General features: G+C 44.0%; 14 protein-coding genes. 4 read left to right on the forward strand and 10 right to left on the reverse strand.

Going from position 1 to position 17390, the window contains the following annotated elements; genetic code table 11:
- Nucleotides 1-108 precede the first annotated feature (108 nt).
- From epmA to J7384_RS14420, 9 genes are all read right to left on the reverse strand, one after another.
- Nucleotides 109-1077 carry an elongation factor P--(R)-beta-lysine ligase gene (gene epmA, locus J7384_RS14380; RefSeq protein ID WP_209115152.1) on the reverse strand — a complete coding sequence of 323 codons (969 nt, stop codon included), beginning with the start codon at nt 1075-1077 and terminating at the stop codon, nt 109-111.
- A 41-nt stretch (nt 1078-1118) separates the two neighbouring features.
- Nucleotides 1119-2519 carry a hypothetical protein gene (locus tag J7384_RS14385; RefSeq protein ID WP_209115153.1) on the reverse strand — a complete coding sequence of 467 codons (1401 nt, stop codon included), beginning with the start codon at nt 2517-2519 and terminating at the stop codon, nt 1119-1121.
- A gap of 42 nt (nt 2520-2561) precedes the next feature.
- Entirely contained in the window at nt 2562-3626 is a 1065-nt protein-coding gene (gene aroB, locus J7384_RS14390; RefSeq protein ID WP_209115154.1) for a 3-dehydroquinate synthase, read from the reverse strand.
- Nucleotides 3626-4144, reverse strand: a complete 519-nt coding sequence (gene aroK / locus J7384_RS14395) for a shikimate kinase AroK (protein WP_209115155.1) — start codon at nt 4142-4144, stop codon at nt 3626-3628. The genes aroB and aroK overlap by 1 nt, the downstream gene beginning before the upstream one ends.
- Nucleotides 4145-4323: 179 nt before the next feature.
- Nucleotides 4324-6357 (reverse strand): type IV pilus secretin PilQ family protein, encoded by a 2034-nt coding sequence (locus J7384_RS14400; protein ID WP_209115156.1) that lies wholly within the window; start codon nt 6355-6357, stop codon nt 4324-4326.
- Between the two features lie 29 nt (nt 6358-6386).
- Nucleotides 6387-6917, reverse strand: a complete 531-nt coding sequence (locus J7384_RS14405) for a pilus assembly protein PilP (protein WP_209115157.1) — start codon at nt 6915-6917, stop codon at nt 6387-6389.
- On the reverse strand, nt 6914-7516 hold the full coding sequence (locus J7384_RS14410) for a type 4a pilus biogenesis protein PilO (RefSeq protein ID WP_209115159.1): 603 nt from the start codon (nt 7514-7516) through the stop codon (nt 6914-6916). The genes J7384_RS14405 and J7384_RS14410 overlap by 4 nt, the downstream gene beginning before the upstream one ends.
- A 2-nt stretch (nt 7517-7518) precedes the next feature.
- On the reverse strand, nt 7519-8091 hold the full coding sequence (locus J7384_RS14415) for a PilN domain-containing protein (protein WP_209115160.1): 573 nt from the start codon (nt 8089-8091) through the stop codon (nt 7519-7521).
- Nucleotides 8079-9158: a pilus assembly protein PilM gene (locus J7384_RS14420; RefSeq protein WP_209115161.1), complete on the reverse strand. Its 1080-nt coding sequence runs from the start codon at nt 9156-9158 to the stop codon at nt 8079-8081. Before J7384_RS14420 ends, J7384_RS14415 begins: the two co-directional genes overlap by 13 nt.
- Before the next feature lie 210 nt (nt 9159-9368).
- Between J7384_RS14420 and J7384_RS14425 the strand changes: the two genes are divergently transcribed.
- The 4 genes from J7384_RS14425 (at nt 9369) to J7384_RS14440 (ending at nt 17046) form a co-directional block, all read left to right on the forward strand.
- A complete protein-coding gene (locus tag J7384_RS14425; protein ID WP_209115162.1) occupies nt 9369-11993 on the forward strand; it encodes a penicillin-binding protein 1A in 2625 nt (874 codons plus the stop codon).
- A gap of 307 nt (nt 11994-12300) precedes the next feature.
- Nucleotides 12301-14064 carry an HAD-IIB family hydrolase gene (locus tag J7384_RS14430; protein WP_209115163.1) on the forward strand — a complete coding sequence of 588 codons (1764 nt, stop codon included), beginning with the start codon at nt 12301-12303 and terminating at the stop codon, nt 14062-14064.
- A gap of 1 nt (nt 14065) precedes the next feature.
- Nucleotides 14066-15292: a glycosyl transferase gene (locus tag J7384_RS14435; RefSeq protein WP_209115164.1), complete on the forward strand. Its 1227-nt coding sequence runs from the start codon at nt 14066-14068 to the stop codon at nt 15290-15292.
- Between the two features lie 11 nt (nt 15293-15303).
- On the forward strand, nt 15304-17046 hold the full coding sequence (locus J7384_RS14440; RefSeq protein WP_209115215.1) for a sugar phosphorylase: 1743 nt from the start codon (nt 15304-15306) through the stop codon (nt 17044-17046).
- An 18-nt stretch (nt 17047-17064) separates the two neighbouring features.
- Here the strand turns inward: J7384_RS14440 and J7384_RS14445 are convergent, their stop codons facing one another.
- Nucleotides 17065-17379 carry a DUF2007 domain-containing protein gene (locus tag J7384_RS14445; RefSeq protein ID WP_209115166.1) on the reverse strand — a complete coding sequence of 105 codons (315 nt, stop codon included), beginning with the start codon at nt 17377-17379 and terminating at the stop codon, nt 17065-17067.
- Nucleotides 17380-17390: the final 11 nt, after the last annotated feature.

The following is a 17390-nucleotide window of genomic DNA, read 5'->3' on the forward strand; positions in this document are numbered from 1 at the left end:
AAACAAACAATGCCGTCGAAAAAGACAGCAATAAGAATGATATTGTATCACAATAGATATATTACAACATATCAAAAATGCGAGTTTTTTGACAGATGTCAAATGACCTTATGCGCGCTCGATATCAAAGGTTAGTACCTGAGAGATTTTGCTCTGCTCAAGAGCCAACATAATCAAACGATCAACGCCCAAGGCGACACCAGAGCAATCAGGTAAACCGTCAGCAAGCGCGGCAAGAAATCGTTCATCAAGTGGTCGTGTTGGCAAGCCTTGCTGCTCGCGCTTGCAATTGTCAGCTTCAAATCTCGCTCTCTGCTCGTCAGCATCAGTGAGTTCGTGAAAACCATTAACCAGCTCTAGCCCACGGTAATAACACTCAAAACGTTCAGCGACACGCGGATCTGTTTTATTAATTTGTGCTAATGAAGCCTGACTCGCCGGAAAGTTATAAACAAAACACGGTTTATCTAAGCCAATATTAGGCTCTATCAACTCGGTAAAGGTAAATTGTAACAAGGTATCTAAGTCATCACTGTTCGCTAACCAATCACTGAGCATTTCTCGCTCGGTTAACAAGCGTTTTAATTTCTCAAGTTCAACTGTCAACGGGTCAAGATCCAGTACTTCAATAAATACCTCTTGATAAGAGTAACAGTGCCAACCATCAACAGCTAATACTGAACAGAGCAGCTCCCCCACTTCTTCAATTAAATCGTGTTGGCTGAAACCAACGCGATACCATTCAAGCATGGTAAACTCAGGGTTGTGATGACTACCATGAGGTTCATCGCGAAACGCCTTACAAATCTGAAATATCGACTGATAACCACTCGCCAGTAGGCGCTTCATAGCAAACTCGGGAGATGTTTGTAGGTAGAAGTTAAGATTTGGCTGCTCTGCTAGAAAGTCATAACGGCAACTAAAAGCATCGAGATAGACATCTGTGATAGTGCCTTGTGAAAGTAATGGTGTTTCTACTTCAATGACATTGCGCCGTTGAAAAAAGTCGCGAATAAGGCGAATTAAATGGGCGCGCTGCTGAGCTTGTTGCCAGTTTAAATGAGGCTGCCATTGCATTGTCTTCTACCTGCTAAGTACCTAAAAGATATCAAAAGGGCTTAAAAGCCCTGTGTGGTTTGATTGATCTCGTTTTGAATAGCGCGAACTGATTTTATCCAAACTCCTTTATATTTTAGGCTATCAGGAAGTTCGGCCATTGCCGCACTGGCACTAGCGCGGTTGGCAAAACGTCCAGAGGTAATAACAAACATCAGCTTCTGATTTAAGGTTCGTAAGTAACCGTAATGGGATAACTCAGGATACTGGCGAGTAAATTGCTGAAACACCGCTGCATCTTGCACGACAAATGCGCCAAACTGAATAACAACGCCATTATCATCGCGTAAATAGTAGTCGGGCTGATAAACACTGGTTACCAATACTTGCTGGTAAGGTGCAATAGCTTGTTCAAATCCAGAAAGAGGCTTGGCAGACTTATCGGTATTTTCATTAACACCACTAACGGGTTGTGGTTCTAGCGTAACCTCTAATTGACTAGTTTCAGTATCGTCAGTAGTCACTGTACTCGCTAAAGCGTCGATAATATCTTGATTACTCGCCGGTGCGACAATTTCAGGTTCTGGTTCACCCAGTATAATTGCGTTTAAAATGTCCTGAGGCGCAGCACTTTCAATTACTTCGGGTGATTCAGAAAGAGTATTGGCTATATCGGCAGGCAAATGAGTGACGGCTGACTCCAATCCATTCTCATTGTCAGTAACCAGTTTCAGAGGCTCAGTCGCTGGTACTGGGCTGTCGGCGGTTAAACCACTAAACGACAAAGAGTCTTGCTGATATAAAAACCAAACAACACCCGCTGCTATGGCGACTAGTAAGATGAAACCAAGTGTGTAACGCTGAGCTGTTTTAGAAAGCTTAAAGCCATAATTGTGATTAAACATTGGCGATGTCAGCGGTACTAACTGCGCACTCTGGGCAGCGACTATCGCTACCTTTTTGTCAAACAACATCTTGTTGCTCGCCATTACCTGACCGGCATCAGGTGATCCCACCATCAATACGTGAATATCTAAATTTGCCCGATTGGCAATTTCAGCAAGTTGACACAGTTCGTGTAATAGTTGCAGTGATAAATGCTGACAGTCTTCAACAACAATACTGATTGATTGTGGTTCTTGTTTTACGGCATTGACAATAGTAACCGCGAGCGATTGCTCAGGATCAAACAATTGATTAGAAAAGAGTTGTTCGAAAAGTCGACAGCGGATTTGAATATCATTCAGTTTGCGAGCAACCGTTAAATAGGCCGCGTTGCGGGTATTGTCTAGCTGAGAAAGAAACTGGCTGGAAACAGGCGCATAGTGCTCAGCAAGTTCGTCGACGACGTAAACGGCTTGCTTAGAAAAACGCAGAATATAATCAACGCGCGCACTTGGACTAATGTTGGTCACACTATCTCTATTCGCTTGTATGTTCTCGTGCTCTAGCAACGCTGACATGCTCCACCTAACCTGTATCTCGACAGAATAACCTGCCCTTATCTACAGAATTTGTTGCAGCGTGTCCTCACTAATATCGTCACGAATCTCGCTACGGCCGATAGCCGTTGGAATGATCAACCTCAATTTACCGCCGAGGTTTTTCTTATCTCTGCGCATATGTTTAATAAACGCATCAAATCCCATATCTGCTGGCGCTTCTGTCGGCAAATTGAAATAACTCAACAGCTTCTCAACGCGACAAAGATCTGACGAAGACAACAAATTCAACTTAACTGCAAGCTTCGAAGCAAGTACCATACCAGCAGCAACTGCTTCACCGTGAAGCCACTTGCCATAGCCTTGTTCTGCTTCAATTGCATGACCAAACGTATGGCCTAAATTGAGTAATGCTCTAACGCCAGCCTCAGTCTCGTCACTAGCAACAATATCGGCTTTACATTGACAGCAGCGCGCTATCATTTCTGCTAATATTGTTTTGTCACCAGCTTGAATCAATGCTTGATTATGCTCTAGCCAATTAAAGAATTCGCCATCACCTAGAATACCGTACTTAATCACTTCAGCCATGCCGGCAGCAAATTCTCGCGGTAGCAAAGTCTTCAAACTATCAATATCGATGACGACTGCTTTGGGCTGATAGAAAGCACCGATCATATTTTTGCCAAGCGGATGATTAACCGCAGTTTTACCACCAACTGAAGAGTCGACTTGAGAGAGTAAGGTGGTTGGCACTTGAATAAAATCGATACCGCGTTGGTAGCAAGCAGCAGCAAAACCAGTAATATCGCCAATAACGCCACCACCTAGAGCAATCAAGGTGGAATCTCGGCCATGACCATTGGCCAATAAATGTGACATTATTTTTTCAAAATTGGCGAGGCTTTTTTCGGCTTCGCCATCGGGAAGCACTATCTGGTCAACATCGTAACCAGCAAGTAAACCTTTAACCTGTTCACCGTACAGCGGATAAACAACATCATTGGAAACGAGGCAAACTCGTTTGCCTTTGATATGTTTGGTGAGCAGTGTATCGTCAGATAGCAATTGGCTATCGATGTAAATTGGATAACTGCGCTCACCTAGGTCAAGGTTTAACGTGGTCATTAGAAGTCTAAACGCTCAATAATTTTGTTTGCGACAACTTTTGCGCTTTGATCGTCAGTTTGAACGATAACGTCAGCAACATCTTCGTATAACGGGTTGCGTTCTACCGCTAACTTTTCTAATACTGAGCGTGGCTCTTCTGATGTTTGCAGCAAAGGACGACGACGATCGCGTTGAGTACGAGCAACTTGCTTGTCGATAGTCGTTTCTAAATAAACAACAATACCGCGAGCAGAAAGACGATTGCGAACATGGCTGCTGATAACAGAACCACCACCAGTGGCCAAGACAATGCCTTGCTTTTCACTCAAATCTTCAATAACTGCTTCTTCTCTTTTGCGGAAGCCTTCTTCACCTTCCAAATCAAAAACCCAAGCGATGTCAGCACCTGTGCGACGCTCAATTTCTTGATCCGAGTCGAAAAACTCTAAATGCAGTTTATCTGCTAATTCTCTACCAATAGTACTTTTACCAGCACCCATTGGGCCTACAAGGAAAATATTACGTTTCTCTGCCATTAGACTAACTTAATACTCGTTTAATTAATTTGATTAACAGGCGTTATCAAAATCAAAATTTGTTCGATAATGATACTAAGAGGTTACCCCCTCAAAAATTTTAAGGGCGTAATTATCGCAATTGTTGGAGGATAATTGCAAGTAAGTGAGCGATAATATCTCACTTACTTGCGATAATTTTATAAATTGTCGGTAACAATTCTCGGCGTTACAAAGATAAGTAACTCAGTTTTCTCATTAAAATTGTTAGTATTTCTAAATAACCAGCCAAAGTAAGGAATATCACCTAAAACCGGCACTTTACTGACACTGTTAATAATCTGTTGCTGGTAAATACCACCCAAGACTATCGTTTCGCCGTTGTTGGCCAATACTTGCGTTGAAATACGCTGAGTATCAACCGCTGGCGCTTGGCCATTGGTAATTTCAGAAACGGTATCTTGAGTGACAAGCAAGTCAAGAATAATACGGTTATCCGGGGTAATTTGCGGCGTTACCGTCAAACTCAATACTGCTTTCTTAAACTGAACAGCTGTGGCACCACTTGAAGCGGCCTCTTGATATGGAATTTCAACACCTTGTTCAATATAGGCTTCTTTTTGATTGGCAGTGGTAATACGCGGACTGGCGATAATCTCACCTTTGTTTTCACGTTCCATCGCCGTCAGTTCTAAGTCGAGGATAGTGCCATCACCTAAACGAGCGACTTGTAAAGCTAAACGACCACCGGCGTTATTAACCGGTAAGTTAACATTTAATCTGTCGTTAATACTCGGTAAATTACCAGCCGCAGCGCTATCATTACCGGCGATAGTACCAGAGATAGAGCCATCGTCGCCGGCGTCGGTAATTCCCCAACGGATACCGAGTTCTTCACGCAAATCGTCATTCACTGTCACCATTCGCGATTCAATCACCACTTGGCGAACCGGAATATCTAAGACGCTGACCATGCGTTTGATGTCTTCAATACTCTTAGCCGTATCGCGAATCAATAAGGTATTGGTACGTTCATCAACACTAACACTGCCACGCCCCGATAAAATGCTAGTGCTATCGTTTTGAATCAAATTGGCAAGGTCAGCTGCTTTAGCATAGTTGACCTGTAAATATTCAGAATACAAAGGCGCCAATTCTGCGACTTGTTGCTTGGCCTGCAAGTCACGTGCTTCACGAGCTGCTAATTCATCGCTTGGCGCCACTAATAAAATATTGCCTTCAGTGCGCTTATCTAAGCCTTTTACTTTCAAAATAATATCTAGCGCTTGGTCCCAAGGTACACCATCGAGACGCAAGGTAATATTGCCGGCAACGGTATCACTAGTCACTAAGTTAAAGCCGTTATAATCGGCGATAATTTGTAACACGGTGCGCACAGGAATGTCTTGGAAATTTAACGAGATTGCTTTGCCGGTGAAGTCTTCGCTATCCCCCAAGTAACCAGGTTGTTCAACGTCTTGGCTAACGGTTAATGAAAATACGTTATTAACTTGTTGGTGTTCAAAGGTAAATGCGCCATCAATATCAACCACTAGGCGCGCGTTGCGGCCTTCCTTAAAGGTTTCAACACCAGTGACAACGGTACCAAAGTCGGTAACATCTAGTTTATAAAGGTGGTCTTCAGTGATATTGGTATTGTGAAATTCAACGTAGAGCTTACCCAAGCGGTCACTAACATCAACGGCAACCATGCTATCTTCTAGGTTAACTAACAATTGTGCTTCGTTGTTACTGCCCTTGCGAAAATCAATTTCAGCAATCTGATTGATAAAGTCAGCGCCAACAGAGCTAACTTGCGATACTGGCGAGCCGGCGCCTGAGCGGTTGAGTACCAAAGTAAATTTGTTGCCACTTTGATTAACATCAAAAACAGTTAACTTATCCAAACTAACTGTCGCAACTACTTGACCACCTAGACGTTGAACGCTAATACCATTTACACCAGCGTGGTCGACAGGGGTTTCCGCTAGCTGAGCATCAAACTGGTCAGCGGCAAAGGTTAGCTCAATTCGAGCTGGCGCCATATATGTTTGAACACTTGGCGACTGGCTAATCGCTTCAGACAAACTAAATTCGAGCGCAATTTCGTCGTTTTGTAAGGTATTGTATTTAATACCAGTGAGACTTGCTCCGTAGCTCAGTGTTGCTGAGAGAGACAGACCGACAAACGTGATTAGCTTAATCGCATTCGAGATGATTTTATTATTTTTCATAAATCTATTTATAACTAACATTGTATCCATTACCCCGCTGCTGCCGTATCAGTGATGGCGACTACGGTTTCACGTTCAACCCAACAACCTGCACCATCAGGGATTAATTCGATAACTTTAATTGCTTGGTCACTTACTTCTGAAATTCGGCCGTTAAACAAACCCAAATAACTTCCCAGTGTTACCCTGTGTAAAGTTTGGTCCGAGGCTTCAACCAAGGCCCAAGTCACACCTAACTCACCAAGCGTGCCTCGCATGGTCAAATTGCTCAAGGCAAATTTTTCTAGCGGCTGTTTACGGCGACGAGGGTCAGGGCTAAGACAACCAGACATTTGCTGAAGCTTTTCTTGAATGGCTTCAGGCTTGGGAATAACAAAAGGACTGCGCAAGGTTTGCGCGGAATAATCAACATGGTCGAATTCAGTCACTTCAGGCATTGGCTCAATGCGATTTGACGTATTGGCTTGTACCTGAGCGATATGCTCTCTCAAATCACTAGTATCGTTGAAACACCCCGTCAACAAAATCGGCAGAGTTGCCGCAATCAAGAATTTCTTCATTGTGCTGGAGCCTCCCGATAACGATATGTTTTAGCCTGTAACTTCAAGCGCAACACTTCATTCGATTCTTGTTCCATATCAATATTAAAGTCGTGCACAGTAACAATACGAGGTAAACCGGCAATTTTACTGACAAAACTACCAAACTCGTGATAGCTACCCAGTACTTCAATATCGATAGGCAGTTCGATATAAATTTCTTGTTCGATTTCCGGCTGCCAATTTAAGGTGACAAAATTTAAGCCGCTGGTGGTACCAACAAAAGTAATATCATCTAACAAACCTGGCGTTTCGTGGCTTTCAGGTAAGCTTTTCAGCTGCTGGGCAAACAACTCTTCCGCTTGCGCCATTTGTTCGCGAAACTGTTCCAAATTCGCAGCAACGTGATACTTGGCTTGATATTGCCCTTTAAGGGTCTGCTCTTCGGCTTGCACACGCTCAAGTGTCTCTATTTTGTCTTTAACAATTCCGATATAAGACAAAAACGCCAGCATTACGGCGGTAAAAATACCAAGAACTAACTTGGCCGCATCGGGCCACTGACCAATATTATTTAGGTCTAAGTCGGCGTCTTTAAGTTGGGAGAAATCAATATTCATACTTATTTTCCTCCCGTTGGTGTTGTAGTGGCCAATAAGCCTTTGATAGTCACTTTCATTTTAAAGTCACTAAGCAATTTATTGGTTTCATCTTTGTTGGTAATCGATTCCAGCACTGCATTGTCGAACAAATCAGAGCCTTCAATAGCGCGAATCATATTCGCTAAGTGGTTATTCGATTCACTCTTGCCGAACAATTGTAGGACATTGCCTTGCTTCTCCATTCTGGTTAAGTAAATACCAACCGGAACTACTTTGGCAATTTCGTCGAGTACTTGGGTACCGACATTGCGGCTAAGCTGCAACTGTTCAATAACGTCCATCCGTTTTTGCAGATCAGATTTTCTATCATTCAACGTTTTTATTTCAGCGATGCGCTGATCGAGCAGAGTAATCTCGTTAGTCAAAAACTGATTGCGCGCGTTTTGACCGTCGATACGCATCTGATAAAATTGGCCAACTAACAGACCAATGGCAATAACAAACAAAGCAACAGCGGCAAGAATGGTAAAAAATTGCTTTTGTTTTGCCTTTTGAGCCTCTTCGCGCCAAGGCAATAAATTTATATATGCCATGAAGAAAAACTCCTTAATGCCAGACCAGATGCAACCATCAGCTGATGACTTATTTGCGCAAGCTCATCTTGATTGATACTGTCACTAATTTCCATGTTGCTAAACGGCGTAGCCATCACAGTGTGAATACCCAACTCTTCATTGAGCAATTCTTCAATACCCTCAACATGCGCAGTACCGCCAGATACCACGAGGTAATCAATCTTTTCTTTACCGCTAGAGGTCAGAAACATTTGAATAGCACGTCGAATTTGTTGCACTAACACGGTGTGAAATGGTGCCAACACTTCAAAGGTATAATTTGGCGGTAAATCGCGATTTACTTTTGACAATTCAGCCTCTTCGAAAGACTGATTATAATAAGAAACAATGGAGCGAGTGTATTGCTCACCACCAAAGGCTTGGTCGCGACTGTAGATGTGCTTGCCAGCGTCCATTACCGAAAACAGAGTCATACTGGCACCAATATCAATCATAGCGACCAGTTTTTTGTCGGCGTCGTCAGGTAACATCGGCAAGACTAAATCATAAGCCCTACTCATGGCATAGCCTTCAACATCGACAACTTTGGTTTCAAAGCCGCCAGTTTCAAGGGCGGAAACTCGTGCCTCAACCGACTCAGTGCGAGCGGCGCTCAACAAAACATTAACTTTAGTTGGATCTGATTCGTTAACGTCTAACGATTCAAAATCAAGACTAACTTCGTCAAGCGGGTAAGGAATAAGGCTATCGGCTTCAATCTCAATTTGACTAGCGAGTTCGTCTTCACTGAGGTTGACGTCCATATAAATAACTTTGGTGATCACTGTTTGACCAGAAACAGCTGTCGAGGCTTGCTTCACTGAAGCATTAATTTTTTTGCGGACTTTTGCAATGACATTGCCAACCGCTTCGATATCCTGAATTTCCCTGTCGATCACGGCACCTCTTGGCATAGGTTCCATGGCAACTGCTTCAAGTACGTATCCATCACCATTTTGTCCTAACAAAACAGCCTTCACCGAGTGGGTACCAATATCTATGCCCACCATAACTGGTGTTTTCTTTTTCCATAGACTACTCAGCATAACGTCCTACTTGATAGTTTTTATAATAATAATCAAACATTATATGTATAAATACATTTATTACATGCTTTTACACGATATACTAGCCCCATTGGACCTTTTTTAGCAAAAAATTGAGCTTTTGTTGTGCAATTACTGAAAAAATTTATAAAAATTGGATTTATTCTCTTTGTTTTAGGTTGCTTAGCACTGGTCGGCCTCTATTTGAGTATGCGCGACGAACTACCTAGTGTCGAGTCGCTGAAAAACGTCCAATGGCAAACGCCGATGAAAATTTACAGCCTCGATGGCAAGCTCATTTCTCAATTTGGCGAGAAAAAGCGCACACCAATGGCACTAGAAGACATGCCGCAACAATTAATCGACGCAATTCTAGCCACCGAAGATGATAGGTTTTATCACCATTTTGGTGTCGACCCAATAGGGGTTATGCGCGCGGTTGTCGGTAAGCTGATGGGACAAAACAAAGGCGGTGCCAGTACCATTACCATGCAAGTTGCTCGTAACTTTTTCCTCACCAGAGAACAAACTTATACCCGTAAGATTCGCGAAGTATTTTTGGCCTTTCACATTGAAAGCCTGTTGACGAAAGACGAAATTCTCGCTCTTTACATGAATAAAATTCCTTTGGGTCATCGAGCTTTCGGCTTTGGCGCAGCTGCGCAAGTTTATTATGGCAAAGAGCCGAAAGAGTTAACGTTAGCGCAGGTCGCGGTATTGGCGGGTTTACCCAAAGCACCGTCAACCATTAACCCGATTCGTTCACCAAGTCGCGCAAAAGCAAGGCGTTCAGTGGTATTACAACGGATGTTAGTCAGCGGTTACATTAACACCTCGCAATACGAGCAAGCCAACAATGCGCCGATTACCGGTAAACGTCACGGTGCCCAAATAGCACTTGATGCTCCTTACATTGCTGAAATGGCGCACCAAGAAATGCTCGAACGCTACGGTCGAGAACAGGCATACACTGGCGGCTACAAGGTCTACTTAACAACGCCATCAACCATGCAGTCGGCAGCACAAAACGCCTTAATAGAAAACCTTAAAAAATACGACCAACGTCACGGCTACCGAGGTGCTATTGCGCAGCTAAGACCATCACTCGCAGAAGATAGATGGCAAGAGCAACTCAACTCGCTACTGAGTGAACAAACCGAAATCGATGTTCAAGCATTAACTGACTACGGTATTGAACCATTGACCGATGATGAAATTAGCCAAGCGCTTGCCAACATCACCAGCTATCAAAACATTGAAGCGGCAGTAGTCACAGACGTTAAAGCACAACAAATCACCATACGCGCAAAAGATGGTCGAGAGGGCTATATCAAATGGCCAGATATGGCGTGGGCTAGACCTTATATCTCTGATACTAAACAAGGAAAAGAGCCCGAAAATGCCTATCAAATCGTTAATTATGGCGATGTCATTTGGGTTGAGGCATTGAACGATGATGTTCAAAATACCGACTACGCCTTGAGTCAATTACCTCAAGCAAGTTCAGCGTTAGTGGCGATTTCTCCAGATAACGGTGCAATCCAAGCTGCTGTCGGCGGTTTTAGTTTTAAAAAGAGTCAATTCAATCGCGTTACTCAAGCAAAACGTCAAGTCGGCTCTAATATCAAGCCATTCATTTATTCGGCAGCATTAGAAAATGATACTACGCTCGCGAGTTTAGTTAACGATGCGCCAATTAATCAGTGGGATAGACGCTCAGGCGTGGTTTGGCGACCGAAAAACTCTCCCCCTCGTTACGATGGCCCGTTGCGCGTTCGACTTGCCCTAGCGCAATCAAAAAACGTGATCGCAGTAAGGCTATTGCGCAAAGTAGGATTGAGTAAAATTATCGACCATCTTTCACTGTTTGGTTTTGCGCCAGATGAATTACCGCGAGATGAATCACTGGCGCTTGGCTCGGCATCACTAACGCCGCTAGAAGTGGCGACCGGATTTGCCACTTTTGCCAATGGCGGTTACTTAATCGAACCCTATTTAATTGAGCGCATTGAAGATGCTTTTGGCAATGTTTTATATCAAGCTAACCCTGCTCTCGCTTGTGATAGCTGCGCGCCATCAGATTTAGTCGATGCTTTTGAAACGAGTGAGCTGAACACCCAAACTGAGCTTCAATTAGATCAGACATTAACCAACAATCAGGCGAGCGTCGATAGTACGAACAACTTGGATAATTCTGAACAAGTATCAACGCAAAGCGATAATGTTATGTTACCGCGCTATGCCGAGCGCGCGATAAGCCCTGAAAATGCCTTTTTGATCACCGAAGCATTGAATACTGCAATTTGGGGCGCTGACTGGTCGAAAAAGCCCGGCTGGCAAGGAACAGGATGGCGAGCTCGCAGCTTAAAACGCCGAGATATCGCTGGCAAAACAGGTACCACTAACGAATCAAAAGACGCGTGGTTTTCTGGTTATAGCCGCAGATTAGTCACCACCTCGTGGATTGGATTTGACGACCACACCCGCAACTTGGGTCAATCGCGTTTCAACAAAAATTTAGGGCGCGACCAAATTACCGGCAAAGAGTTTGGCGCTAAGTCAGCACAACCTGCGTGGATTGCGTTTATGAAATCTGCACTTGCCGAAATCCCCGAAGAGCCATTTCAGCCACCAGAACAAATTGTCTCGGTACGCATTGATAAAGCCAGCGGTAAGTTAACCAACAAAACCGACAAATCGAGTCTATTTGAATATTTCGCGTTAGGCACCGCACCCACTGAGTTTGTTAAGCAAGACGATAGCAATATTATCTTTGAACAAGAGCTGACCTCATCTAATGAGTCAGAGCCTGAACCTGAGGAAGAAATTTTTTAACAGTCGTTTACGTTGACTAATACTGCGATTTGCGTTGTTTAGATACCGCTCAGCAAACTATTAACAACGTATAGACAAAATAATAATGAATAGCAGAGCCCTTTGCACCAATAAAGTGCAAAGGGCTTTTTTGGTTCAGCGTTTACAGTTTGTTCGATTGGGTAATTAAACAAAAAACGAGCACCACATAACACCTAAACATTTGTTATTGTTTATTAAAATCAGCACCAAACAAAAATTTAAAACACTAATGGCATATTAGTTGTTTATCCTTAAGTAAATATTTTAAGGACTAAGCAATTTCATTATGCTCAAAACAAAATTGATCACAGACTTTGTCAGCCAACATCAATTGGCCGACAGCTTTATCGCCAGTGCTGAGCATTACTTCACCGACTACGCCGACCACCTATACCAAAATTTTTTGAAACAAAACCAAGACGGCAACGGCAACAAAATCCCGCTAATGGTTGCCATCAACGGCTGCCAAGGTTCAGGTAAAAGTACTTTAGTAGCGTTCATCAAGTACTACCTCAGTGAGCGCTATCAACTCAATGTAATCGACTTATCACTCGATGATTTTTATTTGTCGAGCAAACAGCGACAAGCGCTTAGCGACAGTATTCACCCCCTGTTAAAAACGCGCGGTGTACCTGGCAGCCACGACACCGTTTTGTTACGGGAAACTTTGTCGAAACTAGCAGCGGGCCAAGCGTGTTTATTGCCGCGTTTTGACAAAGCCAGCGACAACCCTGTTGATCAAGAGCAATGGCAAGTATCTAAGGCACCTGCGGATATTGTTTTGCTAGAAGGTTGGTGCTGGGGTGCAATGCCACAAAGCGAGCAACAGCTAAAACATCCGTGTAATAAACTAGAGCAGGAACACGACGGAGACGGTAGGTGGCGCGACTATGTCAATCAACAGCTAACTGAATATTACCAACCTTTGTATCGATATTTTGATACTTGGTTGATGCTGCAAGCACCCAGCTTTGCCTGCGTTGCCGATTGGCGTTGGCAACAAGAGCAAAAACTAACCCAAAGTTTAAACCAGGCTCAAGCATCGAGCAGTGTTGGGTTGATGAACAAAGCTCAGATAGATCAATTTATTCAGCACTTCCAGCGGTTAACGGAACTTGCATTAAGCGAGTTACCCGAGCGCTGCCAACAAGTTTTTATTCTAAATAAAGAGCGAGAAATCATTGCGAGTCAAGATCATAGCGCGAGCTTGAGTCAGCCGCTTATTTTTACCGATCTCGATGGTACCTTGCTCGATCATCACAGTTATCGTTTTGATGCGGCATTACCATTAATTGAAAAATTTAAACGTCAAAATACCCCCGTAATTATCAATTCCAGTAAAACCTTTGCTGAGATTCGCCAACTGCAAACTCAACTGGATCTCAACGAACCTTTTATCGTGGAAAATGGCGCCGCGGTTTATGTTCCTCAAGGTTATTTTGCTTGTAAACCTAATGGCATGAATGCGATCGACGACTTTTGGGTTAAGCGCTTTAACAAACCAAGGCACCACTGGCTCGATTTACTGAACCAATTAAAGGCTTCAAGTCACTATCAATTTGATCACTTTGACAACATGAGCGTGGAGCAAGTTTCTAGCTGCACCGGTTTAACGCTTACCCAAGCAGAACTCGCTCAACAGCGACAATTTGGCGAACCGATTTTATGGCGTGATAGTGATGAAAATAAAGCACATTTTATTGACCAAATCACCGAACTTGGCGGCCATATTCTGCACGGTGGTCGCTTTATTCACCTTACGGGTAAAGGGGATAAAGGCTGCGCAATGCAATACTTGGTGGATATTTATCAAGGGCAGCAAAAGCAATTTAATTTTGTTAGTTATGCCTTAGGCGACAGCGGCAACGACAACGACATGCTTGAACGTGCCGATATCGCCATTCAAATTCGTTCACCTAAACACGATTTCCCTATTCTCAAACGCACGCATCAGTTTTATCAAAGCCAAGCATACGGCCCAGAAGGCTGGCAGCAATGTTTAACCGAATTACTTTTCTCTAGCGCCGACACGGCGAATCAGGAGCACTAAAATGGCAGATTTTTATCAAAACGGCATAGTAACAACACTGCACAACCTCAAGCAACGCAGCTATCAAAGTATGGAGCAAGAGTTAGTCGAGTTTGGCAAAAGTCGGCCAATGGGCTTAATTCTGCCCTCGTTGTTCTCAGAACTTGAAGGTAAAGCACTACCCAAGATCATCGACCAAATCGCTGAAGTGCCTTACCTCAATCAAATCGTCATAGGATTAGATCGCGCCGACCAAGCGCAATATCAACACGCCCTCAAGTTTTTCAGTAAGCTTGGGCAAGAGCATAAAGTGCTGTGGAACGATGGCCCTAGGCTAAAAGCTCTTGATGCCAAGTTACAAGCAAAGGGGCTAGCGCCAAAAGAGCTCGGTAAGGGCCGCAATGTTTGGTATTGCATGGGCTATATTCTCGCCTCCAATAAAGCTGAGGCAGTGGCACTGCACGATTGTGACATTCTCACCTACGAAAAAGACTTACTGGCAAGATTACTCTACCCTGTCGCCAACCCTCACTTCAACTATGAGTTTTGTAAAGGCTTTTACGCGCGCGTCGCCGATGGCAAAATCAACGGTCGGGTTTCGCGACTATTAGTTACGCCACTGATCAAAGCACTTAAAAAAGTCGCCGGTTGTAACGAATACCTCGATTATATGGATAGCTTTCGCTATCCACTGGCGGGTGAGTTTTCATTCCGCCGTGATGTCTTAACTGACCTGCGCATCCCCAGCGATTGGGGCTTAGAAATTGGTGTGCTCAGCGAAATGCAGCGCAACTATGCCTACAACCGCATTTGTCAGGCCGATATCGCTGATATTTACGATCACAAGCACCAAGATTTATCCCTCGACAACAAAGAAGCGGGCTTGTCGAAAATGTCGATCGACATCACCAAAGCCTTTATTCGCAAGCTCGCCACTCAGGGTCAAACCTTTAACGCCGAAACCTTCCGCACCTTAAAAGCAACCTACTTTAGAATCGCTTTAGACTATGTCGAAACCTACCGCCACGATGCCATGATGAATGGCCTCAGCCTCGACATTCACAACGAAGAAAAAGCGGTAGAAATGTTTGCCCAAAATATCGTGACTGCCGGTCAAACCTTCCTCGACAACCCAATGGCGACACCGTTTATTCCGGCGTGGAACCGAGTGATTAGCGCCGAGCCAGACATTTTGGCCCAAATTAAACAAGCGGTAGAACTCGACAACCAAGAATTCAGTCAAGCGTAGAGTATGGTGTGATGGCGATATTGGAACAATTGAAGCAAAAACTATCTCAGCAGTTGGCGATTATTTACAATGATGTTGAGCTTAACACTGACTATGCTGAGCTTGCCGAGCGTTTGATCACCACTATGGCGCTTGATAACAACGCAACACCACCGGTGCCATTTGCCAATCATTGGTCTGAGCAAGATGTTGTCATGATCACATACGGCGACAGCATTATTGATCATCAGTACAAACCGCTGGAAAACCTGCAACACTTTATCGACAGCTACTTAGGGCAAACAATCAACAGCATTCACGTATTGCCGTTTTTTCCCTACAGTTCAGACGACGGCTTTTCGGTCATTGATTATTCCAGCGTTAACGAAAGCTTGGGCGACTGGCAAGACATTAGTCAACTTGCCGAGAGCAAAAAAGTGATGGCAGATTTGGTGATCAATCACTGCTCAAGCCGCAGCGCGTGGTTTGACAACTTCATCAAAGGTGAAGGCCAAGGTTGCGATTACTTTTTTACCGCTAGCCCAGAAGACGACTTATCGCTGGTAGTTCGGCCGCGAACATCGCCACTGCTGCGCACAGTCCAAACTGCCAACGGTGAACAACACGTGTGGTGTACCTTCAGCCACGACCAAGTCGATTTAGATTTTCGCAACCCTGAAGTACTGCTGCAATTTGTTAGCATCATTCGGCAGTATCTCGATGCTGGCATCAGTATTTTTAGGCTCGACGCAGTCGCGTTTTTGTGGAAGGAAGTCGGTAGTAAAAGTATCAACTTAGTACAAACTCATGAAGTGATTCGGCTGCTGAGAACTTTGGTGGAGCACGCCCGTAACGATGCCATAATTATTACCGAAACCAATATTCCCAACACCCAAAACTTAACCTACTTCGGCAATGCCAACGAAGCCCATTGTATTTACAATTTTTCATTACCGCCGCTGCTAATTAACACTTTGATTACCGGAGACTGTCTGTATCTAAAGCGCTGGTTGATGAGTATGCCACCGGCACAAAATGGCACGACTTATTTTAATTTTATTGCCTCTCACGACGGCATTGGCTTACGCCCCGCCGAAGGCCTACTGACCGATCAAGAAATCAGCACCTTGATCAACACCATGAAGCAATTTGGCGGTCGTATTTCTTGGCGCACCAGTGAAAGTGGAGAACAAAAAGCCTATGAAATGAATATTACCCTATTCGACGCACTACAGGGTACTACTAACGGCCCAGATAAATGGGGGATGGCGCGTTTTATTTGTGCTCATGCCATCATGTTGGGCTTAGAGGGAATTCCCGGTATTTATATTCACAGTTTACTGGCCACCACGAACGATTATGAAAAGCTCAAAAATACCCATCACAATCGCGCCATTAACCGCCACCGTTGGCAATACCCCGAACTAAAAGACAAGCTGGCTGACGGTAACAGTCATCACCACAAAGTACTGAACCAACTTTTAGCATTAATTGATTTACGCAAGCAACAAGCGGCTTTTCACCCTAACGCTACTCAGTTTACTCTGCACTTAGGTTTACAGTTATTTGGTTTTTGGCGCCAAAGTATCGACCGCAAGCAAAGTATTTTTTGTATCAGTAATATTAGTGACCAAAGCGTTCAATTGCCGCTCAGTGAATTAAACCTAGTACTAACAGAGCGCTGGCGCGAACTTATTACCGACACTGAACTAGCAGCGTTAACCGATACTATGACCTTAAGCCCCTATCAAACGGTGTGGTTGAGTAATGTTTAATAATTAAGTTTTTGCTCGCTAATTGCGCACTGTTTGGCATTGCCAGCAAAGTTCAAACTGAGCGCCGTTGGCTTCGCCACAGCTGCGACAAAACCAATCAATATCGTTACCTTTTTGTTGATTTTGTTCGTGCTCTGCAACAATTTTTAGTGCTAACTGCTCATGGGTATCTTCTAAAATCCAGAGTTCAGGCCATACATCAATCGGTGACAACTCACCGGCTGCACCGCCGGCAAACTCGTTCTTAATCAGTGTTTTTATCCCTAATTGATTAAGCTGCAGTTCCAGATGATTAACACTAAAGCGCTGCTCACTTTTATAAACTAGTTTCATCAAATGCCTTC

The sequence above is a fragment of the Endozoicomonas sp. G2_1 genome (assembly GCF_017744155.1).
Taxonomy (GTDB): domain Bacteria; phylum Pseudomonadota; class Gammaproteobacteria; order Enterobacterales; family Alteromonadaceae; genus JAGHQT01.